The sequence below is a fragment of the Acidovorax sp. Root219 genome (assembly GCF_001428665.1).
In the GTDB taxonomy this organism is placed as follows: Bacteria; Pseudomonadota; Gammaproteobacteria; order Burkholderiales; family Burkholderiaceae_C; genus Acidovorax.
On sequence record NZ_LMIJ01000010.1, the window covers coordinates 211,298 to 236,884 of the forward strand.

At 66.5% G+C, this 25,587-nt stretch carries 17 protein-coding genes; 9 read left to right on the top strand and 8 right to left on the bottom strand.

All coding sequences use genetic code 11. The features are described 5' to 3' along the window. Positions 1-25: 25 nt before the first annotated feature. Both ASE28_RS09305 and ASE28_RS32675 read right to left on the bottom strand, forming a co-directional pair. Complete coding sequence (locus tag ASE28_RS09305; RefSeq protein ID WP_057266363.1) at positions 26-2,098, bottom strand: CHASE2 domain-containing protein; 2,073 nt, start codon at positions 2,096-2,098, stop codon at positions 26-28. 93 nt (positions 2,099-2,191) lie between these two features. After that, entirely contained in the window at positions 2,192-3,640 is a 1,449-nt protein-coding gene (locus tag ASE28_RS32675; RefSeq protein ID WP_162261373.1) for a FecR domain-containing protein, read from the bottom strand. A gap of 319 nt (positions 3,641-3,959) precedes the next feature. Between ASE28_RS32675 and ASE28_RS32465 the strand changes: the two genes are divergently transcribed. The 9 genes from ASE28_RS32465 (at position 3,960) to ASE28_RS09355 (ending at position 12,984) form a co-directional block, all read left to right on the top strand. Next, a complete protein-coding gene (locus tag ASE28_RS32465; protein ID WP_162261372.1) occupies positions 3,960-4,658 on the top strand; it encodes a Crp/Fnr family transcriptional regulator in 699 nt (232 codons plus the stop codon). Positions 4,659-4,739: 81 nt separating this feature from the next. Beyond that, positions 4,740-5,531 (top strand): ABC transporter permease, encoded by a 792-nt coding sequence (locus tag ASE28_RS09320; RefSeq protein ID WP_157421922.1) that lies wholly within the window; start codon positions 4,740-4,742, stop codon positions 5,529-5,531. Beyond that, positions 5,521-6,858 carry an ABC transporter ATP-binding protein gene (locus ASE28_RS09325; RefSeq protein ID WP_057266366.1) on the top strand — a complete coding sequence of 446 codons (1,338 nt, stop codon included), beginning with the start codon at positions 5,521-5,523 and terminating at the stop codon, positions 6,856-6,858. The genes ASE28_RS09320 and ASE28_RS09325 overlap by 11 nt, the downstream gene beginning before the upstream one ends. After that, entirely contained in the window at positions 6,855-7,865 is a 1,011-nt protein-coding gene (locus ASE28_RS09330; protein WP_057200042.1) for a GNAT family N-acetyltransferase, read from the top strand. Before ASE28_RS09325 ends, ASE28_RS09330 begins: the two co-directional genes overlap by 4 nt. A 77-nt stretch (positions 7,866-7,942) precedes the next feature. Next, complete coding sequence (locus tag ASE28_RS09335; RefSeq protein WP_162261371.1) at positions 7,943-8,803, top strand: hypothetical protein; 861 nt, start codon at positions 7,943-7,945, stop codon at positions 8,801-8,803. Between the two features lie 15 nt (positions 8,804-8,818). Then, on the top strand, positions 8,819-9,580 hold the full coding sequence (locus tag ASE28_RS09340; RefSeq protein WP_057266368.1) for a hypothetical protein: 762 nt from the start codon (positions 8,819-8,821) through the stop codon (positions 9,578-9,580). Beyond that, positions 9,577-10,761, top strand: coding sequence for a bifunctional 2-polyprenyl-6-hydroxyphenol methylase/3-demethylubiquinol 3-O-methyltransferase UbiG (locus ASE28_RS09345; protein WP_057266369.1), 1,185 nt, complete (start codon positions 9,577-9,579; stop codon positions 10,759-10,761). The genes ASE28_RS09340 and ASE28_RS09345 overlap by 4 nt, the downstream gene beginning before the upstream one ends. Then, positions 10,752-11,885 (top strand): glycosyltransferase family 2 protein, encoded by a 1,134-nt coding sequence (locus ASE28_RS09350; protein WP_057266370.1) that lies wholly within the window; start codon positions 10,752-10,754, stop codon positions 11,883-11,885. Before ASE28_RS09345 ends, ASE28_RS09350 begins: the two co-directional genes overlap by 10 nt. Before the next feature lie 214 nt (positions 11,886-12,099). After that, complete coding sequence (locus ASE28_RS09355; RefSeq protein ID WP_157421923.1) at positions 12,100-12,984, top strand: hypothetical protein; 885 nt, start codon at positions 12,100-12,102, stop codon at positions 12,982-12,984. A 2,987-nt stretch (positions 12,985-15,971) separates the two neighbouring features. On the opposite strand, the gene ASE28_RS09365 is transcribed toward ASE28_RS09355, so the two are convergent. From ASE28_RS09365 to ASE28_RS09390, 6 genes are all read right to left on the bottom strand, one after another. Further along, positions 15,972-16,487, bottom strand: a complete 516-nt coding sequence (locus tag ASE28_RS09365) for a hypothetical protein (protein WP_057266373.1) — start codon at positions 16,485-16,487, stop codon at positions 15,972-15,974. A 33-nt stretch (positions 16,488-16,520) separates the two neighbouring features. After that, on the bottom strand, positions 16,521-18,317 hold the full coding sequence (locus ASE28_RS09370) for a methyltransferase domain-containing protein (RefSeq protein ID WP_157421924.1): 1,797 nt from the start codon (positions 18,315-18,317) through the stop codon (positions 16,521-16,523). Between the two features lie 57 nt (positions 18,318-18,374). Beyond that, a complete protein-coding gene (locus ASE28_RS09375) occupies positions 18,375-22,256 on the bottom strand; it encodes a glycosyltransferase (RefSeq protein ID WP_082608004.1) in 3,882 nt (1,293 codons plus the stop codon). Positions 22,257-22,598: 342 nt separating this feature from the next. Then, positions 22,599-23,495, bottom strand: a complete 897-nt coding sequence (locus ASE28_RS09380) for a hypothetical protein (protein ID WP_057266376.1) — start codon at positions 23,493-23,495, stop codon at positions 22,599-22,601. Beyond that, entirely contained in the window at positions 23,492-24,607 is a 1,116-nt protein-coding gene (locus ASE28_RS09385) for a DUF1972 domain-containing protein (RefSeq protein WP_057200030.1), read from the bottom strand. The genes ASE28_RS09380 and ASE28_RS09385 overlap by 4 nt, the downstream gene beginning before the upstream one ends. After that, the gene (locus ASE28_RS09390) at positions 24,604-25,575 is read right to left on the bottom strand and encodes a glycosyltransferase (protein WP_057266377.1); all 972 of its coding nucleotides are present in this window, start codon (positions 25,573-25,575) and stop codon (positions 24,604-24,606) included. Before ASE28_RS09390 ends, ASE28_RS09385 begins: the two co-directional genes overlap by 4 nt. Positions 25,576-25,587: the final 12 nt, after the last annotated feature.

The following is a 25,587-nucleotide window of genomic DNA, read 5'->3' on the forward strand; positions in this document are numbered from 1 at the left end:
TTCGGCAGAGAAATGGAAGTGCCGCCTACGCTGTGCCATGGGCTGTGGGTTGGTCCGCCTGGTCATCCCCCGGTGCAGGCGGGTGCTCGGCCACCAGGGTGTCCAGGGGCACTGCATATATATGGTGGGGCACGCGCAGGCCTTCGAGCAGGAAGGTGCCCATGGACTGCAGGTGCTGTGTTTCCTGGGTGCCGCTGCCACCGGCCCGTGCGCCCAGAGAGAACTGCCCACCCAACTGCGCGGCCATGCCTTCGCCGACCAGGATAGGGTGCGCCAGGTCCACCGTCAGGTCGACCAGGCGGCTGGCAATGGTGATGGTGCGGCCCATGACCGTGTGGGTGCGGCGGCTTGCCAGACCGAAGGAGCCCACCATGGCAGGGCCTGTCTCCAGACCCAGCCCCAGGCTCAGAGGTTCCAGGCCCGCAGGCGCGGGGTCGGGCAGCAGCTTGAGGGATTCCGTGAGCAGGTCGAGCGCGGCGGCGACTGCCTGCCGTGAGTGGATCTGGGCGTGCTGCTCGTCGGTGGCCGACGGCAGGGGGACGTCGTCTGCCCCATTCCACACGGCAAGGACGGCATCGCCCTGGAAGGACTCGATGACGCCCCCGTGCGCCTGCACGATGCGGCTGGCGGCAGAGAAGAAGGCGTGCAGCACGGCTGCAGCTTCCTCGGGCGGGCGGGCTTCGCAGTAGGCGGAGAAATTGCGAATGTCTGCCAGCAGCACGCTGACCTGCCGCGTGCTGGCGCGGATGGCGCTTGATGGCGGCTGCAGCGCCAACGCCGCGGCCACAGGTGCCGGCAGATAGCTGGCCAGGTGCTGGTAGAGGCGGTCACGCTCACTGCGGCTGCGGGCGTGCTCGATGGTGCCGGCAAACACCCCCGCCAGCAGCACGAAGAGTGCGGGCAGCAGCCAGCCCACCCATACATCGGCCAGCCACAGGGCCAGGGCATGCGCAACGACCAGTGCCAGGGCAAAGGCCAGGGCTGCCAGGGGCAGCAGGTACACCGGCATGCGCAGCATGGGCGAGGGCGTGAGTGCCTGGGCATCGCGGGCGGCGCTGCCGCCCTGCCCGGCCAGCCGCACCAGCAGCCACAACAGCAGCGCGCCCAGTGCTGCCGCCACCGCCTGCAGGGGCAGCGCGGCACGCGGGGTGTAGGGCGTGTGCCCGTCCACAAGGGCGCTCAGGATCTGGGCATGCGCGAGCAACCCGGCACTGGCACCGCTGTAGGGGGTGGCAATGGTGTCGTTCATGCCGAAGGCGCTGGCGCCCACCAGCACCCACGCGCCGGTCATGATGTCGGTAGGCACCCGGCCGGCCAGCACGTCGGCGGCAGGAATGCTCACGAAACTGTCGGGGTGCAGGCGCCAGGCCACACGCATGTTGCCCCGCTCATCGAGGGGCAGCGCAGGCAGCGCCTGGCCGGCGCTGCCCAGGGTCCACGGCGCGTCCCACCAGCCGCCGCGCTGCAGCAGCAGGCTGGTTTCGGAGGTGGCGCGCATCAGCGAGGCGATGGCCAGCGAGGGGTAGGACTTGCCTTGCCAGCAGATGATGGCCGGCTGGTGACGCACTACGCCATCGTCCGCAATGCGGGGGCTGATGTGGCCGGTGCGCCCTTGCGGCATGTCTCCCAGCGCCGCCAGCGCCGGGAAGTTGGACAGATGCCCCAATGCCTCAGAGAAGGGAGCGGGGCAGCTGGCCCAGTCGAGCGCACCCGAGGGCTGGCCCACGCGCGGAGCAGCCTGCTCGCTGAGCTGCGGCAGGCCCGTGCCGGGGCCGGATGCGCCCAGCGCAAACACCTGCGCCAGCACCGGGCGGTGCTCGGCCACGGCGGCAAGCAGCGAGGCGTCGTCGTCGCTCGGGTCGGTGAAGACCACATCCAGGATCTGCTCGCGCGCGCCCAGCTGGGCGATCTGCTCGATGAGGCGCGCCTGCGTGCTGCGCGGCCAAGGCCAGGGGCCGATTTCGGCGAGCGATTTTTCGTCGATGTCAACGACGAGGACGCGGCGCTCCTCGGTCTTCTGAGAACCCAGGCGCCAGACCCAGTCGCCCGCCCGCTCTTCAACCGCCTGCAGTGCAGGGCCAAAAAGCAGCGAGAGCAACAGGCTGACAATGGCAGCGGCTGCCAGACCTGCCAGCAGCGCCCGATGTCGTCCTGCCGGACGTCTGTCCGCTGGCGGCTGGCGTGGCGTCAATCAGCGCCCCCAGAGGGTTACGCCACTGAGCGAACCTTGGGGCAGGGTTTTCTCAAAACCATAGGCGGCTTCAGTGCCGCTCGCATTGAGGGCGCCAGTGATGTTGGCGTTGGACGCAGTGGGGACGAACTGCCCCGTCGCGCCCACATTCCCCGAGGCCTGTATGTTTTGCGAGCCCACGCTCTTGCTGGCCATGAACAACGAGGTCTGGAACAGCGAGCGGCCGAAGTCCACCTGCAAGGCACCGCTCTGCACCGCCACCGATTCAATGGCGGTTTGGGCGTCCTTGTAGAACTGGGCACTGGCGTTGGCCAGGCGGAAGTTGACAATGCCCTCCTGGGGCAGCTTGCCCTGGGCGTCAGGCGCCTGGAAGAGAACATTGGATACGTTGCCCACCACGCGATTCCAGCCCGACTTCAATGCAGCTTCGTAGTCCACCACAAAACCATCACCCTCGACACGCGAGGTCCAGGACTGGCGCGCCCATGCCAGCTGTGTCACCTGGGGCGGCTGCACGGGTGCAGGGGGCTGAACCACCACAGGAGGAGGCGCCGGCGCGGGCGGTACGGGTGTGGGTGCAACCGTTACTGGAGGCTCGGGCGCGGGAGGAGGGGGTGGCGCCACAGGCGCTACCGGGGGCGTGTAGACAGCCACTTCCACCGCCTTCTGCTCGCTGGTGAGCGATTTGACGGGGGTGGGCTCGGCGCGCAGGTCGTCCAGTGCCTGGGACTGGGTCTTGTCCGTGCGTGCCGCCGTCATTTCCACCGCGCGGGCATTGCGCGTCACGGTGTCGGTGGCCACCAGCAGGGGCGTCGCGTCGCGCCGGCTGTACTCAAGAATCTGGCCCTTCATGTCGTCGGACAGCAGCTTTTCATGGCCGCTGATGCAGGGGCCGACACTGGCACCGCAGCCGTTGTTGGCCAGCGGAGTGAGCGTGATGGCGCCGGTGTAGACCGAGGCAGCCGTGCGCTCCATGTCGGAGCGCACGACGAAGTCCGTGCCCTTGACGCCAATGGCGGCCACGGGCGTGTTCAGACGGAAGCGCTCGCGCGCGGCCTCGCCCCAGCTGCCCGTGATGGAGCGCACCACGCCTTCATCGAGGCGGAACTTGATGGCACCCAACTGTGGCTGCTGGGCAGAATGGCTGTAGCTTTCAATGTGCAGGCGGCTGGCCGGCCGCACGCTCAGGCGTCCACCGTCCACAAAGCGCAGGTGCACATGGCCACCGGCCTTGGTTTCGATGCGGTCGCCCACGCGCACGGCGGCGCCGCGGTCCAGGGCACGGCTGCTGCCGTCTTCCTGGAGGATGGAGGCCGCGCCAATGACAAACGTGGCTTCGCCCACGACGGCGCCCAAGGGTTGCCCGGGCGTGGAGGCATGCGCAGCGCCACCCATCCCCATCAAGGGAAAGGCAAGGCAGGCGGCAATGGGGAGCAATCGGTGGTTCATGGTGTGCCTTTCGGACAGCAGAGAATGCCTGGCGGCGCCAAAGAGGGGCGCAAGGCCAGGAAATGGCTCTGACGCTGTATTTTCGCTCATGTCCGTTTCACAGTGTGTGAGCGCGGTCACACACCACTTGCCGCAGCGCTGGCAATATGCTGGGAGCGTTGCCAGTGGTGTAATGCCGCCATGTGCTGCTTGGCGCAGCCCGGCACACTCCTACTGGTGCATGGCGCGATCCGCAGCGGATCGACACCTTCTGGCGCCCGTTTGGCACCGTGTTTCAGCGGCTTCGTATTATCGGCTCAAGCCGCGTTTTTCCCTATCTATGCCCGTTTCCGTTCAGTTGTTGAGCCAGTTTCCTTTGCTGCAGCCGTTGGCGCGCGAAGCCCTGGAACCACTGTCGGCGCGCATGGCATTGCGCTCGTTTCCCCGCCGGGCCATGGTGATGGGCAAGGAAAACCCGACACAGGAACTGGGTTTTCTGGTGGAAGGACGGCTTCAGGGGGTGGATTTCACCGTGGATGGCCGCAGCGTGGGCATGTACTTCGTCGATCCCGGTGACTATTTCGGCGAGTTGGCGCTGGTGGATGGCAAGCCTCCGTCCGAATTCGTCATCGCCGCTGTGAAGTCCACGGTGGCGTTTCTCGATGGCGCAGCGGCGCGCGAGCTGATCCTGGGCCACCCTGCGCTGGCGCAGGCGGTGATGGCCCGGCTGGCGCAGCGGGTGCGTACGGTGATGGCGCAGCGCACGCTGCTGAGCCTTCCCAACCCGTTTCAACGGCTTTGCGTATTGCTTTTACAATTACCGCAGCGCCCGGTCGACGGGGTGGCCGAGGTCGCCCAGGCCCCAACCCACCAGGAGTTGGCCATCATGATCAATGCCAGCCGGGAGACGGTCACCCGCGCGTTTCAGGTGCTGTTCCTGCACAAGGTTCTGGTGCGTGAAGGCAACATTCTCAAGCTGATGCAGCCCGAACTGATGCGCGATATCGCCGAGGGCCGGGCCGATCCGCCCAAAGCCTGACACCTCTTGCCACGGGTCTTTCCGCAGGAAACCCTGGTGGCCTTCCTCCCTGTTTTACGGTTACCGCCCTTGAGAGTCTTGTTGTCGTATTTGTGGCCCTGGCGCCACATGTCGCTGGTGATGCAACTGGCACGCCGCGAAGTGCATGCACGCTACCGCCAGTCGTGGCTGGGCATGGTGTGGGTGGTGCTCACCCCGCTGCTGATGCTGGGGGTGTACACCCTGGTGTTCCGCCACGTGATGCGCGTGCGCTGGTATGGGGTGGATGAGGGCAACATGGCCTTCGCACTGCGCATCTACGCGGGGCTGGCGGTTTTCGGCTTTTTTGCCGAATGCGTGAACCGCGCGCCCAACCTGGTGCTGGAGCAGCCCCACCTGGTCAAGAAGGTGGTGTTTCCCCTGGAGATCATGCCCTGGGTGAATGCGGTCAGCGCATCCGTGGGGCTGGGGGTGTCTGGACTGCTGCTGGTCGGCCTGGCGCTGCTCAGCGGCCATGGGCTGTCCGTCACCATGCTGGCGCTGCCGCTGGTCTGGCTGCCCTTGCTGCCGCTGGTGCTGGGCCTGGGCTGGTTTCTGGCCGGGGTGGGCACTTACGTGCGCGATGTGGGGCAGTTGCTGGGCATGGTGGTGGCCGCGCTGATGTTCCTGAGCCCCATCTTCTTTCCGGTGGAGGCCCTGCCCGAGGCAGTGCGCCCCTGGCTGCTGCTGAACCCGCTGGCCTGGATCATGACGGGTACGCGCGAAGTGCTGCTGCACGGCCGCTGGCCCGACTGGCAGGCCCTGGCAATGCTGCTGGCGGCCTGCACGGCCATCGCCGCTGCGGGCGCCGCTTTCTTCCACAAGGTTCGCACGGGGTTCTCCGATGTCGTTTGATACCCCCGCAGGCACCACCCCGGCGCTGGCCATCGAGGCCCGTGGCGTGGGCAAGCGCTTTTCGCTGTTCGAGCAGCCGAGCGACCGGCTCAAGCAATTGCTCTGGGGCCGCTACAAGCAGTACAGCCGCGATTTCTGGGCGCTGCAGGACGTGAGCTTCGACATCCGCCGCGGCGAGGTGGTCGGGCTGGTGGGCCGCAATGGCGCCGGCAAGTCCACCTTGCTGCAGATGGTGTGCGGCACGCTGGCACCGACCAATGGCACGCTGGCAGTGCGCGGGCGCGTGGCGGCCCTGCTGGAGCTGGGTGCGGGCTTCAGCCCCGATTTCAGCGGGCTCGAGAACGTGTACATGAACGCCGCCATCCTGGGCATGGGGCGCGCTCAGGTGGACGAGCGGCTGGACAGCATCCTGGCGTTTGCCGACATCGGCCAGTTCATCCACCAGCCGGTCAAGACGTATTCCAGCGGCATGTTCGTGCGTCTGGCGTTTGCCGTGGCGACGAGCGTGGAGCCCGACATTCTGGTGATCGACGAGGCGCTGTCGGTCGGCGATGGCGCGTTTGCACGCAAGTCGTTCGACCGCATCATGGACCTCAAGGACAAGGGCGCCACCATCCTGTTCTGCTCGCATGCGATGTACCACGTGCAGGCCCTGTGTTCCCGCGCCCTGTGGCTGGAAGGGGGACGCATGCGCATGTGGGACGATGCACCACGGGTAACAGCGGCCTACGAGACTTCGCTGGTGATGGAAGCCCCTCCCAGCCAGCAGTCCACCCTGGGGGCACACGATGCCGAGCCGGCATCGCCCGCCACGGATGGCGACGCACCATCCAGCGACACCGATCGCTTTGAAGCCCGCATGAAGGCCGATGGCGCCCTGGTGCGCAAGGCGCCAGACGGCACCGCCGTGCTCACCGGCATCGAGGCATTGGCCGATGGCGTTGCCGCCAGCGAGTTGGCCATCCACTCCGGGGTGACCACGCTGGAGGTGCGCATCCGCTTTGCCAGCGACCCGGCATTGCCCTGCCCTTCGGTGGCCATCGGCATCGCCCACGCCAATGGCACGGTGGTCGCCAGCGCTGGAAGCGCCAACGATGGAGTGGAACTGTCCCGCGACGCCTCGGGCGCCGGCATGGGCGTGCTCACGCTGCCGCGCCTGCCGCTCCTGAAGGGTGACTACACGGTATCCATCATCCTGGCGTGCGAGCGTGGCCTGCATGTCTATGAAGTCGTGGAGCGCGCGATCACGCTGCGCGTGGTGCAGACCGGGCTGGAGCAGGGATTGGTCAGCCTGCCCCACCAATGGAACAGCGGAGCCGGTGCGTGAGCGTGCGGCCATGGCATGCCGTCGAGCTGGGCGAATCGCAGATGGGCGAGACCCGCGCCCTGTTTGAGCAGGTGTTCGGCCATTCCATGAGCGAAGCGCTCTGGCGCTGGAAATACGACGGCGGACGGGGGTGCGCCACCGGCACGCGGGACGAAGATGGCGCCCTGCTAGCCCATTACGGCGGAACAGCCCGAACGCTGGTCTGCGAGGGGCAACCGCTGCAGGCCGTGCAATTGGGCGATGTGATGGTGAAAGTCCAGGCGCGCGGCATTCTGTCGCGCCAGGGGCCGTTTGCCACAGCCACCCAGGCATTTTTGCACGACCATATCGGCTCGCCCGGCGGGTTTGCATTGGGGTTTGGCTTTCCGAGCGCGCGCCACACACGCCTGGGTGAAAAGCTCGGCCTGTACACCCCGCTGGGCGAGGTGCTGGAGGTGCGCTGGAACACGCCCTCCTGCCCCACTCCATTCTGGAAACGCCCCTGGGTCTGCGCCCCCGTGGACTGGAGTGCAGCGCACACCGACGCCCGCCTTGATGCCTTGTGGGATGCCTTGCGCCAGACCGCGCAGGGCTTCGTGCTACCCCAGCGCGACGCGCGCTGGTGGCGCCACCGCTTTGCCAACCATCCTGATGGACCGTACCGGTGCTGGTGGGTGCGCGGCCGCTTTTCGCGCCGCATTCTGGGCGCTGTGGTACTGCGACCTGGGCAGGGCCCGGCGGCGGACTGGGAGCTGCTGGACTGGCTGGGTGCCGTGCAGGACACTCCCACCCTGCTGGCTGCCGCCCGCGAGCTGGCCGCGCACGGTGGGGCCAGGGCCTTGAACAGCTGGCTGAGCCAGCCTCTGGTACGCCACCTGCAGGCGCTCGCGCCCCCGCCGGATGGCGCACAGGCATCCGAACAATCCGCCTGCCCCTACTGCGTGACACAACGCACTGCACCAGCGGTGCCTGCTGCCCTGCGTAACCAGCCCTGGTGGCTGACGGGTGGCGATACGGACTTTCGCTGAGCATGTCGGCAGCCGCTGCATTGTCCCCATGGAGTCTCAGGGCGCAGGCGCCCGAGTACGGCTGGCTGGTGCCCGCCATGGCACGGTTGCCTGATGCCCTGGCCTATCCCATGGCCCGCTGGCGCGGCGCTATCAATGCCCACCACGACCGCGACTGGGTCTCGCTGAGCCTGGGTCACCGGCATGTGGCGGCCATGGTCGAACAGGGCCTGGCACAGCTCCTGCCGCCCGAACAAGTGGCCGACGCAGTGGTGGAGCGCTTCGAAACCGTGGCCCGCGAAGAAATGGAAGCGCGGGCATTGCAATTGCGGGGCCTTTCGCATTTCGACATCGAGGCGGCGCAAGCGCTGGACACGCTGGCCACCCGCCCACCGGGGCGCGGCCTTGTGCTGGTGACACCGCATCTGGAAACCTTCGTGCTGGGTATTGCGGCCCTGGCCAGCCGCGGCACGCGCGTCCACCCTGTCATGTCCATCGTGTCGGAAGACCCGCGTGTGCACCCTGCCATCAGGGCCCATTTCCGGCTGAAGTACAGCGGGCTGGAGCGCCATCTGCAGGGCGGCAAGCTGGCGGATGCGGAAACCTCGATGCGCTATTTTTACCGCATGTTGGCCCAGGGCGATGTGGTTGTGGTGCTGGCCGATGCCCCGGCACCGCCCGACGGCCCCGGCGTGTGCCTGCCTTTTCTGGGCGCGCAACGCAAGGTAGCCCAGGGCGCGCTGCGCCTGGCCACGCAGTCGGGCAGCCTGCTGGCGGCCTTTGCCTGCCATGCCCACGGTGGCCGCCGGCATTCGGTGGCCCTGTCGCCGCTGTGGGACCCCCAGGACGATGCCCAGGCCACCTATGCACGGGCCTTTGCGTTCATGGAGCAACACATCCGCGTGAACCCCGCGCGGTGGTGGGGATCTCACTTGCTACCGCTGTACCCGGCCTGCTGAAAGACACCTCCAACCATGACCTCTTGCGTGGATGATGATGAATTCCTTTTCCTGGCCTGTGTGAGCCGCTGGGAGGTGGCCCGCGCGCGGCTACTGACCTCGCACTGCCTGCAGGCGGGCAAGCGCCCCCTTTGGCTGCGCTGGAATGCCAGCTCAGCGGCAGAGGCTTTCAACGACGTGATGGATGCGAGCCCCCCCCACCGCTGGGTGGTATGGCTGCACCAGGATGTGGTGCTGCCTGAGGGCTGGGACACATTGTTCAGCCAGGCCATCGCGCAGGCCGAGCAGCGACTGGGCCGGCTTTCCATCGTGGGCGCCTACGGTGTCATCGGCGCCGGCGTACAGGCACGCCATGCAGGCCACGTGCTTGACCGCGGCCATGTGCTGCGCGGCCCTGCGGAACTGCCCAGCCTGGTGGACAGCCTTGATGAACTCCTGGTGGCGGTGCGCAGCGACAGCGGCCTGCGCATGGATCCCGCGCTGGGATGGGACTTCTACGCCACCGACCTGGTGCTGCAGGCTCAGGCTGCAGGCCAGCAAGCGGCCGCAGTGGATGCTTTTTGCGAGCACTGGTCGGACACGCCTTCGCAGCCCCCTCTACCCCGCGCCACGGCCCAGCGGATTGCGCACAGCGGCACGGCCTTCGAAGCCAAGTGGGAGTCCCACTTGCCTGTGACGACCACCTGTGTGGCGATTCAGCAGCGCGGCGACGTGCGCGCCATGGCGCAGTCGCTGCTGGGCGACGGTGTTGACCCCCTGGAAAAGGCAGCCCCATGACCCCCATTGCCCTGGTCATCGTCTCCACCGCGTCGAGCCCGCTGTCGTCGGAAGAATTTCGCCATGGCTGGGACCAGTTGCACCGCGTGCTGCCACCACCCACCGTGTGGCTGGAAACGCAGGCGCTGGCCAGCCCGCAGGCATGGCACCAGGCCCTGGAGCAAGCACCGGCCGCGGCCCCGCTGGACGGGAACGCCCGCGTTCTGCTGCTGCGCCATGGCCACGCCATGATCGACCCCGATGTGCTGGAGCGGCTGGGGCAGGCGCTCGACGATGCACAGGATGCGCCCACGGCGATGCACGCTTTCGACCCGGGCTTTCCCCCGGCCCTGGCACCCGACTACTGCACGGTGCGCGGCATGGAGCGCTACCTGGAGCAACTGGGTGCCCGCGAGCTCCCCCTCCTCCTCGACAGTGGCCAGCATGTACCGCTGGTGACGCTGACCACGGTGGCCGCCGTGCGCGCCGGCACCGTGCGCAGCAGCGCCCATTGGGTACCCGGTGCCTTCGTGCACGACTTTGCCAGCTACCACCAGGCGCGGCGCGAGGACATGCTGCCCCTGCTACCTGCCGGCGTGGCCCGTGTGCTGGACGTGGGCGGTGGTGAGGGCGGCTTCCTGCAGGCTGTCAAGGAACTGCGCGGCTGCGAGACCCACCTGGCCGAGTATTCGCAAGAGGCCTGCCGCACCGCACGCACCCAGGTGGACCATGTGTGGCAGGGCGACTTTCTCACGCAGCCGTTCGCAGGGCTCCCGGGGCAAGGCCAGGGCGCGTTCGACTGCATCAGTTTTCTGGACGTGCTGGAGCATGCCAACGACCCGCGTGCCTGGCTGGCCAGGGCCCGGGGCCTGCTGGCGCCGGGCGGATCGGTGCTCATCTCCATTCCCAATGTGGGCCACTGGGGCGTGATGGCCGACCTGATCGAGGGGCGTTGGGACTACTGCCCGCTGGGCATCCACTGCGTCACCCATGTACGCTTCTTCACCTGGAAGACCCTGCAGGACTTGCTGACCAGCGCAGGATTTGCAGTGGATCACCTGGAGCGCGTCCAGGTGCCCGCCCCCGAAGACTGGGCCAGCCACTGGGCGCACACCCCGCGCCTGAAGGCGGATCCGGCGAGCTGGAATACCTATGCCTTCCTGGTGCGCGCCACCCCGCTCAAGGAGGGCCCATGGGCTTGAGCTGCTGCGCCGTTCTGGTGAACTACAGGGATGCCGCCGAGGTTACGTTGGCAGTGGCGTCGGTGCTGTCGGATGCGCCGGGCCTCGAGGTGCGCGTGGTCGACAACAGCGATGACGATGCCGAATGGGCCTTGCTGCGATCACTGCTCCCGCAGGCAGTCCACTGCCATCGCGCCGAGGGGAACATCGGATTCGGCCGGGGCTGCAATCTGGCTGTGGCTGCCTCTTCGGCCGACTGCTTTTTCCTGGTGAACCCTGATGTACGCCTGGTCAAGGGCTGCACGGCGGCACTGATCGAAGCACTTGCCCACGACCCCACGCTGGGAGCGATCGCCCCCCGACAGTTCCTGGATGCGGCCCTGCAGTGGCGCCTGCCGCCCAGCTGGCTGCCCACGGCCGTGCGCGCATGGGCCACCGAGCGGGCCCGCAGGGAGCCCCCCATCCGGGATCGGGTTCGCCACGCCACGGGGGCTGAGGCCTTGCGCTACTGGCAAGCCCGCCATGCACCGCTGCGCCAGCGGGCGCTGTCCGGTGGCGCGGTCATGGTGCACCGCAGTGCACTGGACGCAGGCGGAGACCTGTTCGACCCGCGTTTCTTCATGTACTTCGAGGACTCCGACCTCTGCCTGCGCTTGCGCCGGCAGGGCTTGGGCATGGCCATGGCGCCGGAGGCGCAGGCCATTCATGCCTGGCGCAACGCCCCCCACAAGCAGGGCCTAATGGAGGCCGGCGCCGCCGTCTACTTCGCCAAACACCATGCCGACGACTGCTGGCTGCACAAGGCCCACCGGCTGCAGCAGATACCGCCCGGGCCGCTGGGGGACCTTAGCCAGCCAAGCCGACGCACCCTCGAAGGCATAGAGCTGGAGGTGCCCGCACCTCTGCAGGCAGGCTGGGTGCTGGAGCTCAGCCCCGATCCTTTGCGGCAGATCTGTGTCGGGCACCTGGGAACCGGGGCACGGGCATCGGCCTCATACCAGACGCTGGGGCATTTCGGCTCCGGCACCGTGTTTGTGCGCTTGCGCAGCAGCCGGGTGGATGACCGCGATGGACCCGAAGTGATGGCCATGCTGGAGCCGCCGCATACCGCCCCACGGGAGACAGGAACAGGTTCCACAGGTTGAACGGTGCGTCACTGGCCCGGGACCCGACACATCCTGTAGCGCGATGTGCACCCGCCACTCTGCGAAAATCACGCCCGATAGGGCATGCCGACAAGCCGCCCGAGGCACCTTTGCCACCCACCGCCTTCATGTCCTGACCGCCCCGTCAGGCCGTGCCAGCAGCACTTTTCCCCGCCAGGCTTGCCCGGCATTTCGACTTCTTGGGAGTGAGTACATGTCTACTCTTGGTTTCCTTTCACCCCCGCCGGACAAGCCGTCGCCCAGCGCCATGGCTATGCAGTTGGCAATGGCCGTCGCCGGCATCGCCCTGGGTGGACAAGCACTGGCGCAGACCGCCCCCCAGGGTACCGCTCCTGGCGCGCTCGCGCGCCCAGGCACTGTGGTGGCTGCCCCCTCGCCCGCAACTGCGCCTCCTGCGGCCGCCTCCCTCCAGGCGGGGGGCGCCAACCCCTTCGACGCCCAGCGCAAGGCATGGCCGGATCGCGTCCCACCCGTCCCGCCGCCACCACCACCGCCGCCACCCGCCGTGGTGACCGACCAGGACCTGCAGTTGTACGGTGTGGTGATTGCGGGCAGCGTCAAAATGGCCAATGTGCGCCTGGGGCCGCGCTTTGCCAGCTCGGCCACCGAGGGGCGCCCCTTCTCGACCTTCCGCGAGGGGCAGGCACTGGGCGAATTCACGCTGACACAGGTGCACCCCACCCACGTGGTGCTGTCAGCACCCGGCGGGCACCAGAGCATCTATTTCACCAAGAAGACGGACAGGGCTGCCGGCCCCGGGGCGCCAGCCCCTGTGGCGCAGGGCCAGTCGCCCGTTCAGGGCGCGACGCCGGTGGTACAGGCGCCTGCCGGGGATCCCGCCGCCACGCAGGCAGCCGCCGCAGCGGTCGCGCCCCCACCAGGGGCCAATGCCGGGCAGGCGGCCCAGCAGCAGGCAGCGGCAGCCCCGGCGGCCCCACCGGCAGCCAACTCACCGAACGCAGCCAACACGGTGTTCAACAGCCTGTCCGAGGCACTGAATGCTGCACGCAACAATGCCAACATGCAGCAGAACCAGGGTGCCAACCCTTTCCAGGTTCCCAGCGCACCCCGGCAATGAAGCCCACTTAGGAGGCTGCGCGGCAGAAAGCATCGAAGCGAAACGGTTCACAACCGAGGAACCGGTTTGTCGGGCGTTGCTCCTTCTGCCCCGCGGCGTCTTGGCCCCGGCGCTGTGCGCGGGACCAGCAGCGGTGGCGAAGAGATCGCAGCAATCAATCCGACCCGCCGCGCGATCACTTCATGGAATAAAAAAAGGCCCCTCGGGGCCTTTTTTACGTATGAGCAAAGCGCTGGCTGGTGTTTACCAGATCTTGCCCTTGTTGACGAAGGAACCGTTGCTGTTCCTGAAGCCGAAATAGATTTCGACGTTGAACGCACGCAGGTCATCAGCCGTCAGATCCATGGTGGGTGTGAACTTGAGGGTTCCTGCATTGGTGATCTGACTGGAGTACGCAACGGTTTCAGGGTTGGGCAGTCCGAGCTGAACCCAGCTGTCAACCTTGCGGAAAAACCACACATCGGTCGTGAAGAACAGACCATTGGCTGGAATGCGCGCCGCGATCCACACACTGGTCTTCTCGCTGGCAGCGACGTCTGCAGTGGTCTGCGTCAACGTGATATCCAGCTTCAGAGGCTGGCCTGCTGTGGACACCACGTTGGTGGTCACCGATCCAGGCGTGGTGGGCGCGGTCGGTGTGGTGGGGATGGTCGGAATCGTCGGCGTAGTAGGTGTCGTCGGCGTGGTGGGCGTCGTCGGGGTCGTCGGGGTCGTAGGCGAAGCAGCGTCCACGGGATCCGGGAAGGGGCTGGTCGTCCAGGAGATCTTGGCGTAACCGGCCGCATACTTGGGCATGTCGACGTCGAGGGCGCCCTGGTAGTCATAGAGCCCGGCGCCGCTCAGCTGGCGCACATAGAGCCATTTGCCCTGGTCAGTGCTGCTGCGGTTGGCATCGAGCTGGCCGCCCACGAAGCGCAGGGTGCCACCACCGTCGTGCACGACGAAATGGTCGACGTCTTCATTGATGAGGCGTGTGAACGAGGAGTCGATGCGCTCGCCGGTCTGTGCAGCCTGGTACTCTGCGCCGCTCAGGGGAGCGACACGGGTCGGCTCCTTGCCGTAGCGCAGCACGAAGGCCGACTGGGTAGTTTGGGCCGCGTAGCCCGAGAACAGGAACGAGCGCGTGCCTGCAGGAATGAAGATCTTGAATTCCTGGCTCTGCATCTGGAAGCCGGTGAACTCAGGCAGGGACAGCGATCCGCCGCCAGGGAAGGCACAGCCGCCGGTGCCAAAACCGATGGCACAACCCGTCACGCCGGTAGGCGCGTACTGCTCCTTGAAGCCGACCTTGGTGTCGAAGGTATAGCTGCTGCTGCCGGACGGCAGAGACAGGGCAATTCTGTGTGCTGACTGGTGCATCGAAACAAAATTTGCAGCCTGTGCAAACGTGCCCATTGCAGCCAAAAAAATAACAATTAGATACCGCATTGCATCCGCCCAAAAAAAAANAAGGAGCGTAGTGCCACGTGACTTCTGGGCCAATCGTGTTGATGTAGGTAACAACGCCAGGACCACCCGACTTGCCCAGGTTCACAGAAGGAGCCGAGGTTTGGCCAACGGAGACCGTTGGGTTTGCGTAGCGAACGTTAGCCCAGCCAGCGGTGAACGTGCCCACGCTGATCTGGCTACCGAAGGCCAGCCAGTCGTGTTCGAACACGCTGGTCGACGATGCTGGTGGCAGAGGCGAGATGTTGAACGTTGGACCGGCGATGGTGTTTTCGCTGTAATCGAACACGTCAGCAGCGATCTGCACCTTCTGTTGGAAGGGGTACTGGCCGCTGATGACGTTACGGTACGTCAGCTTCGTGGGGAACGTGAAGGACACCAGCGAAGATTGCGAACCGCCGACCACGTAAGGCACGACGAAGGAGGTCTTCCACAGTGCGTCTTCGATGTCAGCAACCGTAGCTTGCGAACGTGGAGCGCCCAGGCTGGAGTCAACACCGATGTTTTGCTTGATGCGGTTGTTGTAGTCAGCCAGTGCCAGGGTAGGCAGCGAAGCGTTCTGACCGTTCAGCGAGTTCGAGATGGTCAGGAAACCGGCCAGCACGTTAGGCGTGTTGGTGTCAGCGACCACAGCTGGAGCTGCGTCAAATGCGGCCTTGATGGCAGCCTTGGCAACGCCAGGACGGTTAGGAGCGAGGTCGAATGCTTGCGATTCGATGATCGTGATGTAACCGATGTTGGTCAGTGGCGAGCGGCCTTCGCCAGCACCGCTCACGATCACTGCCGGGGTAGCAGCGGATGCGAAGGTGTTGGAGTTAGGCAGCAGGATCGAGTCGTCGCTGGACGTCACAACCGAACGCGTCGTTTGGCCGTTGGCGGCAGCAGCTTGGCTTGCCAGGGTACCGACCCACACGTCGCCAGGCGACAGGTAGATCAAGAAGTCAAGACGTTCTTCGGAGCGCTCATTGTCGTGAATCACGACCTTGGCGACGACGGATTGCGTCAGGCTAGTGTTGATAACCTTCAACTCACTTTGCCATCCCCCACCGATGAAATACGAGGGAGCGACCAGCAAATCACCCAAACCAGCGTGATTCACGGTCACAGCGTTTGCAGCACCAGCAGCGAGCATGGCGCCCATTGCTACAGCAAGAAGTTTCTTCTTCATCACAGATTTCTCCATAAAAATTAAAAAAAGCACCTGAGCAAGCCCACACTCATAGCTTTACAAGTTTACACCAGATACTTCAACAATCCGCCCCGCGTACACAATCTAGACAAGCGGACTCTATGGACTGTTGATTCGCATCCTACACAATCGCCCCCCGGTTTGCGCAGGGGTGCGTAGATAAAATGTGTTTGGTGTCACAACTAGGGCGAAGGATGTTGCACCTCAGCAACAAGCGCCCGTTGTCCTTTTCCTGCGCCCGACACGGCAAGCCTGCGGCCTGCCCTGCTGCGGCACAGCGGGCCAGAGGCAAGTCGCCAGAGAGCCAGCGGGCGTACCCAACTGACCCTTGCAGCACTGCCACGGCCCCTCATCAGCGAGACTTCAGAACAGCGTCGAGATTGACGTGCTTCCACTGCCCATCCACGATCTCCCAGATATCGGAGGTGCGGAAATTGGAGTCAGACTTCTTCCCGGTCGGATCGACCAGTGTGAGTTCGACTTCCACATTGGCATTCTTGCCATCCTGGGTGACATCATGCACCTTGATGGATTTCAGGATCCATGCTTTCGCATGGTAATCGGCATAGAACTTGGAATCCGTCCGCTTGGGGTCGATCCCGTGCTCCAGATCGTAGCGCACGCCCCAGTTGCGGTCCACATGGGCTTGCCAATAGCGTTTGAAATTGGTAAGCACGCCGATCTGCGCCATTTTGGGCTCAAGCGCAGGCGATTCGAACACCAGGTTCAGCGGCTTGGACTCCTTCGAAACCGTACTTGGCGCAACTGCTGCATTGCCTGCAGTCTGCGAGGTCGCGCAGCCGGCCAGCCATGGCAATGCCGCGACCATGGCAGCGGCGAGCGTGATTTTTTGTGCAAAATTCTTCATGCGTGTCTCAAGATAGTGTGGAGGTTCAACGAATCACGGGGGAGCGACTCGCAGGGATGAGGGCTCTTGCAGCGTGTGAAAAAGCACCAATGGGATATGGGCGACCTGCTGATAGTTCACATCAATGATGCTGCGGCCACCATTTCGGCGCAATGCGTCACCCGCGAGCAGGACGCAAGGCGCCAAGACAGCAAACGAACTGTCGGTCTGCGGCACCGGAGCGCTCAGGCAGCGCATGGGCGGCATCACGTCATCGCGCCCCAGGAAGGCGTCGTAGTCTGCCATGATGGCCCAGGTATCGGGGCGCACTTTGGCCAAGGTGAACATCTCCTGCAGCGCGTTGAAGGAGAGCGTGGTGCCCTCCTGCAGCACCAGGCGATACTGTCCGCGCCAATCGTAGTCGCCTTCGGGATCCGTCCGCGCAACGATGGTCAGCCGCGCATCGAGCCGGGCAAAGTCTTCCATGGCCCTGCGCACTGCGGGTGACTGGTCGGGGTGCCCCAGCAGCAGCAGTTCCCAGCCCGAGTAGGTCTGGTGCACCAGCGAGAAGAAGGTGGCGGTGAGCGCCGCCACGTCGAAAGGCTGCACCACCGCCGAGACGAATGGCGCGGCCATTGCCTGGGAATGGACTGTTTGCGCGCCCTGCACGGCGCTTGCGCCAGACAATGTGCGCCAGCCATCCCTCATGAACCGCCACATGCCTGGCGGCACCACGGCGCGCACCATGTTCTTGGCGTGGAACAGGGCATGCGCTCGTCGTCCGGCCCCGAGGGATACCTCTTCGCCAGCATCGGCGATCAGGCGGTAGTACTGCGCCATGTAGCGCGCCTGGTCGTTGGCGAGCAACTGGCGCTCATGCACCGTGGTCAGCTCCGAGCGCAGGTATTCCAGGTCCATGCGCGCGGCAGCCAGCTTGCGGTCCAGATCGGTGGCCACGACGGGGGACGCACCCGCCAGGGATGGCATCGATGTCGAAGACAAGGTCTTGGGAGGATTGACCGCCCGAATGGACACCCCCGCAGCCAGCGTGCGCAGGTGGTGTTCGGGCAGCGCGCCGAGGGCATCCATGATGGCCACGTCCTGCGGCTGGGCCGCCCCCGTGCCGGAACGCTGCAGGGCGTCGACCACCTCGCCCAGCGGCGTGGTGCGCAGCAGTGCCGCCGCATCGGCGGGCAGGCGGTCCAGGTAGACCCCGAGGAACCAGCTCAGCGACCACCGCGGGTGCTGGTGGGGTTCCACACCGCTCCAACGCAGGTCAAACTCGCGGAACCACTCGCGCAGGCCGGTTTCGGTGGCGTTGTAGAAATGGTGGGGGTAGCCGTGTTCGGGCTGCAGGAAGGCGGTGTCGATCTTGACCACGCCGCCCGGCTTGAGCACGCGGCGAATCTCCTCCACCGCCGCCTGAGGGTACTGCAGGTGCTCGAACACCGCCTGGCTGATCACCGCGCCAAAGCTGTTGTCCCGGAACGGCAGCCGGTCGGCAGAGCCGACCACGTCCGTCATGGGGTAGCGAAAGATGTCGATCTGCACCACGTTGTCCCAGCGCTGCAGCTTGCCGCCTGCGCCCAAGTCGAGCACCCATTCGTCCCGGTGCTCCTCGATGATCCTGAGCGACTCCTGGCTGTAGGGGTGGCGCGATACCGGATCGTCCACCGAGGCCTCCCCCGTTCCCGCCTCCTCGATGGTTTCCGGCAGCAGCACGGGCACCCCATTGCGCAGGGGGTAGGCCGCCTCGCAGCCGCCACACACCACCCGGCTCTCGTGCTGGATCAGTCTGGAGCCGCAACGCGGGCAGGCCAGCAGGGGCAAAAGGGAGTCAAGTCGGCTCATACGGTGGATTCAAGGAAGGAAACGGTCAGGCAAGTGAGGACGGCGACAAGCGCCGTTTCAGGAAACGCGGGGGGGCCAGGCCAGCGAAAAATCTTCGGCGTCGATGGTCAGGTTGGGGTTGTAGCAGGGGTCGTTGGCCAGCAAGGCGGGCCAACGGGTCTGCAGGATCTTCACTTCCGAGTTGAAGCGCTTTTGCTTCTCGGGCGTGTCCTCATAGCCGCGCGAGACGGACTCGTGGTGGATCAGTTCGGCATAGGGCGTCCAGTGGTTGCGGTAGCCCGCCTCACGCACGCGCAGGCAGAAGTCCACGTCATTGAAGGCCACGGCCAGGCTCTCGTCCAGGCCGCTCACCTCTTCGTAGACCGACTTGCGCAGCAGCAGGCAGGCCGCCGTCACGGCCACAAAGTCCTGCGCCAGCACCGCGCGGCCCATGTAGCCATGCTGGCCGCGCGCCAGCAGCTTGTGCGCATGGCCGGCTACGCCGCAGACCAGCACCACGCCCGCGTGCTGGATGCGGCCATCGGGGTACCACAGCCGGGCGCCCACGCAGCCCACGCCGGGCTCCAGGGCCGGGCCCACCATCTCGTCGAGCCATTCGGGGTGGGTGGCCTCGATATCGTTGTTCATCAGCAGCACGAACTCGCCACACGTGGCTTCGCGCACCGCACGGTTGTTGATGGCCGAGAAGTTGAACGGGCCATCGTCGCGCAGCACCCGGATCTGCCCCGACGCCGTGCGTTCGGCCAGCAACTGCAGCGAAGCGGCTTCGTCGCTGCCGTTGTCCATCACGATGATTTCGTAGTTGGGGTAGCGGGTCTGCACCAGGCTGTCGAGGCACTGGCGCAGGATCTTCTCGCCATTGCGGGTGGGGATGACGATGCTCACCAGCGGCGGGTTGGCCGGTATGCCCCAGCGCACGCGGTACATGCCCGAGGCCTCGGGCGCCTCCAGCACCTCGCCCTGCAGGCCGCGGCGCTGCAGATGCTCCTGCAGCGCACGCCGGCCGGCCTCGAAGGCATAGCTCTTGTTGCCATGGCCCGATGCCGTGCTGCCGGTTGCCGTGCGCCAGTGGTAGAGGATCTGCGGCACGTGGAGCACGGCGGCGGCTTCCACGCTGTCGATGGCGCGCAGCGCCAGGTCGTAGTCTTGCGCGCCCTCGAAGCCCACGCGCGGGCCACCGAGCTGGCGCATGAAGTCGGCGTCATAGACCGCGAAGTGGCACATGTAGTTGTGCGAGCGCAGCAGGCCCAGGTTGAAATCGGGCTTGAAATACGGATCGAAGCGCCGGCCGGTCTGGTCGATCTTGTCCTCGTCGGAATACAGCACCTTGCCCTGCGGGTGGCGCGCAAAGGCCTGCATGGCGCGCAGCAGCGCATGGGGCGTGAGTTCGTCGTCGTGGTCCAGCAGGGCGATGTACTGGCCCTTGGCCAGGGCGATGGCCGTGTTGGTCGCCGCGGAGATGTGCTGGTTCTTGTCGTGAAAGGCCAGTCGGATGCGCGGCTCTCCGGCGGCTGCAGCCTCCAGCAATTCACGCGTACCGGCCTTGGTCGAGGCATCGTCGCAGATGCACAGCTCCCAGTGCGGGTAGACCTGGCTCTTCACCGATGCGATGGCACGGCCCACATCCTGCGGGTCGGGGTTGTAGACCGGCATGACGATGGAAACCAGCGCCTTGCGCGGCAGCTCGGCCGCCTCGGCCACCAGGCGCGAGAGCTTGACCGGGTCCATGGTGTCGTATTTCGCCACCCAGTCGGCATAACTGCGTGGTGTGGCACCGGGCACGGTGTCCAGCACAGGTGCGCCGGAATCCAGGGCTTCCAGGCCATGTTCGGAGCCATGCAGCATGCGGCGCAGGCGCTGGCGCACGCCCTGCACCCCCTGGGTGCGCAGCACCGATACCGTGCGCTTGGCGAGGTGCGACAGGCCCAGACCCCGACTGCGGGCCACCGAATAGGCCGCCACGACGCTCCTGGCGTAGCGCGGCAGCCGGACCACCAGGCGCAACGGCCGGGTGATCTTCCACGAGCGCGACCCTGTTACCAGGCGCAACTGGTGCTGCGTGCCATCGAGCATGGTCTGCAGGTTGTGCGCGTGGTTGCGCGCCAAGGCGATCTCGGCCGAGAGGGCAGCGGCAGAAGCCTCCAGGGAACCGATGTGCGCCTGGGCGTCGGTGTACAGGTCCAGCACGTTCGCGCCGTGCTGGTGGGCCAGGTCTCGCTCGCGCATCACGGCATGGAGTTCGACGATGGTGGCATCGCGCTCTTGCTGCACCACGTCGCGCGCGGCGCAGGCCAGGTCATGCGCCTCGCCCAGGTGGTGAGCATCCTGACGGGCCTTGTCGGCCGCCTGCATGGCATCCATGGCGCGCTGCTGCTGGTCCACCAGGTCCTGCGCCAGGCGCTTCACATCCTTGCTGCGCTCTACCAGTTGCGAAAGCACACTGCGCCGCGACAACGAGCGTGTGACCAGTTCCTCGAAGGTCTGCTTGGACTGCAGCACCTGCCATTTGGCATACAACTGGGCCGTGGCATCGGCCGCGCGCTGGCGGTCGGCCTGCACGCCCTCACCGGCCCCGGCATGGATGCGGTAGGCAGCCGATACGCCGGGCACGAACTCGAACGGCGTGCGGCTTTCCACCTGCAGCCAGAAATCCCAGTCCTCGTACAGATCGAAGCGCTCGTCGAAGGCGGCCCCGCCGGCCTGCACCAGGCTGCGATGGAACAGCACCGAGTGGATGGGCATGAAGTTGCCGTAGCGCAGCTCGCCCGAGGCATAGGGGAACTGGAAGATCTCTCCCACGGGCTCGCTCTGGGCATCGACGCACTCCACCGCCGTGTGCACCGCCTTGACCGTGGTGCTCTGGCGCACGGCCAGCACCAGCTTGGCAATGTGGTCCGGGTAGAACCAGTCGTCGTCGTCCAGGAAGATGAGGTATTCGCCCGTGGCCGCCGCCATGCCGGCATTGGCCGCCAGCGCGCGGTTGAGCTTCTTGCCCTGGGAGACCAGGGTGACCGGCACGGGGCCGTCGGCCCACTTCGTACCAGGCAAGCCGTCGCCGGCGGCGTCCACCAGCACGATGTCCAGGTGCGGATAGGTCTGCAACGCCACAGACCCGAGGGCCTTGGCCAGCGTGGGGCGGCCCATGGTGCGCACGATGACCGATACCAGCGGCAAGTCCTGCGGCAGCACGGCCACGCCGCGGCCCAGCAGGCGCTGCCTTTCGCCCTCGATCAGCAGCGGGCCGCCAGCGCGCAGATCGGCCGAGGTGTAGCTCTCGAAAGCCTCGGCGTATTCCGACGCCGGGAACAGCGTAAGCGCACGAAAACGGTTGAGCGCGGAAATGAAGCTCGCATACGGCAGCTTCTTCTCCTGGCTGGCAAAGACCTGCATGGCCTGCTGCTTGAGCGCCCACACGGGCGTGATGTCCAGCAGCCGGTTGGGCCTGAGCGGCGCGCTCACCTCGTACAGGTGCAGGCCCACGCCCTGCAGCCGGCGCACGGCCTCGATGGCGCACAGCGCCGTGGCGCGGTGGTCGGGGTGCAGCTCCCAGGGCGACGGGGCGTACACCACGTCGGCGCCGGTATCGGCCACCGCCTGGATGATCCTGTGCACCAGCGCTTCGCCATAGGTGACTTCACGGTCCTGCAGGCCCCAGCACTGGGGCGGCGGCAGGCCCAGCACACGGGCCGCGTCGGTACTTTCGGAGAGGCGGGTGTCTGCATACCCCTTGGCCGCACCTTCTTCGCCATGCCCGCCTGCGGTCAGCAGGACGACGTGCACAGAGTGCCCCGCCTGAACATGCCCGATGATGGCCCCGCCGCATCCAAAGACTTCGTCATCGGGATGGGGCGCCAGGACGAGTACGCCCCCTGGGGCGGGAGGCACGGGTGAGGCGTGGTAGGGGATGATCTCAGCCTCGCTAGGGTGCATGTTGTGCATTCAGATCAGGAAAGGAACGTGGGAACGGTCTGTGGCGCATGGAAACCGGTGTGCTTCCGCAAAAAAGGCGCAGGCACGGCAAGGGCCGGTCCCTCGTCAACGAAAAGGACCGCCGTGGATGCCAGGCAGAGACCAGGTCTGTGGGATTTTTCGCTTGAAGCCCGCCGCAGCGGCCCTCAGAGCAGGTCTGCAATTCTATATTCTGTCGTATGCAGCCACGATCATGCGCTTATCCTGGCAATGGCAACGGATTGTTGCACCACAAGGCCCTCTTGCGTCCAAAATATTGCGCATTGGTGCGACACCGGTCACACCCGGCGGCATCTCCCTCGGCGCACGGCCCTACCCAGGCGGGCGTTGCAACAGCCCGTGCACCCCGCCCCGGACTGCGGCGAGCAGGCGCGCCAGCCGCCGCTCGGGCAGCAGTGGCTGCAGCAGCAGCTTGCGCGCCAGCGGGGCGAGCAGCTTGCGGCGCCAGCCACGGGGCACGTCATGGGAACGCATTAGCCACAGCGTGTTGCGCACCTGGAAGTAGATGCGCTGCGGCGGATGCGCCAGCACCTGGCGCCCCAGCACCTTCACGCCCGCCTTGCCAATGGTGTGCTGCAGTACCACCGCCCCCGTCTGCATCACCGCCCATCCCCGGTGGCGCGCACGCCAGCACCACTCGGTATCGACCATATCCACAAACCAGCCCCCTCTGAACGGGCCTACGGCGGACAACGCTGCAGCCGGGTACAGGCAGCCGGAGGTGATCACGTGGTCCACCGCCACCGCCTGCTGCGCGGACCAGGGGTCTGCAGACGGCACCAGGCGCTGATGCGCATCCACGCGCTGGACGGGCAGTGCCCGTCCCGTGGTTTCGTCGCGCACGGCGGGGCCGAGCGCCGCCCAGCCGCCAGCGGCTTCACCGGCCCGCGCCCAGATGTCCAGCAGGCCGGCCAGGTACCCGGCGGGGGGTAGGGAATCCTGGTCAAAACTCAGCAGGAAGTCAAAGGCGCCATCCAGCGCCCGCTGGCGCGCCAGGTTGAGCGCAGCGCCCACGCCCAGGTTGCCTGGCGCCAAGTGCCACTGCACGGCGGTCATGCCCGACCAGGGCCCCGCCGCCGGGTCGATGGTCTGGCCGTTGTCGATGACCAGCACCTGCGCCACATCCGGCAGCAGTCGCGCAATCAAGGCCGACAGCCTGTGGCTGTCCGGGTGGTACGCCACCACGCAGGCCAGAACGCGCGGCGTCATGGCGTGGCACCTGGCCCGCTGCACAGTGCCTCGTAGGCGTCGGCAATGGCCTCCCAGCGATAGCGCTGCGCCAGCGATGGCCCTGGCACCCACGCGCTCTCCTGCGGGCTTTGCAACTGCCGGGTGAGCATGGATACGTCGGCAAAGTAGCCCCCCCCGTCCCCCAGCGTGTAGCGATTGAAGACGCAATCGAAGGCCAGCAGCGGCCGCTGGTACGGCAGCATCTCGACCAGCGAGGGATTGGTGCCCCCCACGCTGTGCCCGTGCAAATAGATATGGCAACCGGCGCGCAGGGCCGCCAGCGCCTTGGGGTCGAACAGGGAATCGATGAAGCGCACGCGCGGCTCGCCCTGGTAACGCGCGAGCAGCTCACGCCCCAGCGGCGTGGCGCTGAAGTTGCCCACCAGCACATACAGCGGCTGGGGCGATGCCAGAAAGGCCTGCAGCATCTCGGCGATGTGGTTCTCGGGTTCGATGCGCGCCACGGTCAACAGGTAACCGCCGGGCGCCAGGCCAAAGCGTTCCTTGAGCAGCGCGTGCGCCTGGTCCGCAGGCAACTGCAGCACATGGTCGCAGCCATAGGCGATGACGCTGCTGGTGCGGCCATAGCGGCCCAGCACCATGTCGGCAATGCCCTGGTTGTCGCTGACCACCACATGGGCGTGGCGCACGGCCAGGGCCTCGCTGCGCTCGAGGAACCAGCGCTTGAACCCGGTCCATTTGTCGCGCCGGGTCTCCAGCCCGTCCACATTCACGATGATGCGCCGTGGGCCGGCCATGCGGCGCAGCAGGGGCAGGAAGATGCCGCCCGACACGCCCATCACCAGCATGGCATCCACCCTGCGCCAGCACACCAGGAAGTTGAGCAGGTCATAGGGCACCGACCACAGGCCGTTGGCACGCAATGGCAGGTAGCGGTGCGCCAGGCGCTCGCCATCCGCCGCCAATGCGGTGCGGCCCACAGAGGAACCGAAGACCAGTGTGGCATGCCCCCGCCGCGCCAGCCGGGGGGCAAGCTGATCGACGCAGGTCTCGAAGCCACCATAGCGTGCCGGCAGGCCATCGGTACCGATGACCGCGATGCGCAGCGGTCCCCTGGAGGAATCGGTCATCGCTGCGTGCCTTGGGCCGACGGGCGCAGCGCCTGCAGCACCAGAAAGAGCCCCATGGCCCGGCGCCGCCGCGTGGGCCCCGACACCAGCGCGTGCCAGGCCAGGTGCAGCGCCACCCGCACACGGCTGCGGCCAGCCCAGGGCATCGACAGCCAGCCGGGAACCTGGGCCGCCGGGGACGCCCCAGGCAGGGCGCCACCCTGCTGCGCCCGGGCCCAGGCCATGGACTGGACCAGCACCCGCTCGGCCAGTTGCATGCCGCGCCGCAGCTGCTCGCCCAGCGACCGCTGGCGCGACGCACCCAGCAGGTTGGCGCCGTGCTGGCGGTACAGCGACAGGCATTGCGGCACGCAGGCCAGGCGCTGCATGCGCTGCGCCACCAGCGCCACGGCCCAGTCGTGCATCACATAGGCCGAAGGCTCGGGCAGGCGGGCCACGCAGGCCAGCATGTCGCCCGAGAGCGCCAACGTGTGCCCGATCACCGGGTTGACCAGCAACAGGCGCCGGGCGTCGAGGTCACGGGGCACGGCATAGGGGTTGCCGGTGTAGAAAGTGGGCTGCAGGGGCGCGAGCGCCTCGTCCACCACCTGCACATCGTGGAACAGCGCCCAGGGCTGCGGCAGCCCGGCGGCGGCATCGAGCATGGCCGCCACCTTGCCAGGCAGCCATACATCGTCCTGGTCGGCCAGGAAAATGCAATCGCCTGCGCCCACCTTGGGGGCCAGTTGCGCCATGGCATTGAAGAAGGACAAGGCGGGGCCGGGGGCGTTGTCGACCCAGTGCAGTTCCAGCGGTGCCTCGCTTGCATCCTGCGCCAGCTGCGCCAGCACTTCACGCGTGCCGTCCTCCGATGCATGGTCGAAGACGTGGATCACGTCCACGGCCCGGGACTGGGCGCGGATCGAGGCAATCTGCTGTGCGATGAAAGGTGCCCCGTTGTGGCTGCACAGGAGCACATGCAGGGTCATGCCGGACTTTTC

What these genes read in the sequence shown, in the direction of transcription:
- ASE28_RS32675 (WP_162261373.1), bottom strand. Translation starts at nt 3,640, where the DNA reads ATGAACCACCGATTGCTCCCCATTGCCGCCTGCCTTGCCTTTCCCTTG.
- ASE28_RS32465 (WP_162261372.1), top strand. Translation starts at nt 3,960, where the DNA reads ATGCCCGTTTCCGTTCAGTTGTTGAGCCAGTTTCCTTTGCTGCAGCCG.
- ASE28_RS09325 (WP_057266366.1), top strand. Translation starts at nt 5,521, where the DNA reads ATGTCGTTTGATACCCCCGCAGGCACCACCCCGGCGCTGGCCATCGAG.
- ASE28_RS09335 (WP_162261371.1), top strand. Translation starts at nt 7,943, where the DNA reads ATGGCACGGTTGCCTGATGCCCTGGCCTATCCCATGGCCCGCTGGCGC.
- ASE28_RS09340 (WP_057266368.1), top strand. Translation starts at nt 8,819, where the DNA reads ATGACCTCTTGCGTGGATGATGATGAATTCCTTTTCCTGGCCTGTGTG.
- ASE28_RS09345 (WP_057266369.1), top strand. Translation starts at nt 9,577, where the DNA reads ATGACCCCCATTGCCCTGGTCATCGTCTCCACCGCGTCGAGCCCGCTG.
- ASE28_RS09350 (WP_057266370.1), top strand. Translation starts at nt 10,752, where the DNA reads ATGGGCTTGAGCTGCTGCGCCGTTCTGGTGAACTACAGGGATGCCGCC.
- ASE28_RS09355 (WP_157421923.1), top strand. Translation starts at nt 12,100, where the DNA reads ATGTCTACTCTTGGTTTCCTTTCACCCCCGCCGGACAAGCCGTCGCCC.
- ASE28_RS09365 (WP_057266373.1), bottom strand. Translation starts at nt 16,487, where the DNA reads ATGAAGAATTTTGCACAAAAAATCACGCTCGCCGCTGCCATGGTCGCG.
- ASE28_RS09370 (WP_157421924.1), bottom strand. Translation starts at nt 18,317, where the DNA reads ATGAGCCGACTTGACTCCCTTTTGCCCCTGCTGGCCTGCCCGCGTTGC.
- ASE28_RS09375 (WP_082608004.1), bottom strand. Translation starts at nt 22,256, where the DNA reads ATGCACAACATGCACCCTAGCGAGGCTGAGATCATCCCCTACCACGCC.
- ASE28_RS09380 (WP_057266376.1), bottom strand. Translation starts at nt 23,495, where the DNA reads ATGACGCCGCGCGTTCTGGCCTGCGTGGTGGCGTACCACCCGGACAGC.
- ASE28_RS09385 (WP_057200030.1), bottom strand. Translation starts at nt 24,607, where the DNA reads ATGACCGATTCCTCCAGGGGACCGCTGCGCATCGCGGTCATCGGTACC.
- ASE28_RS09390 (WP_057266377.1), bottom strand. Translation starts at nt 25,575, where the DNA reads ATGACCCTGCATGTGCTCCTGTGCAGCCACAACGGGGCACCTTTCATC.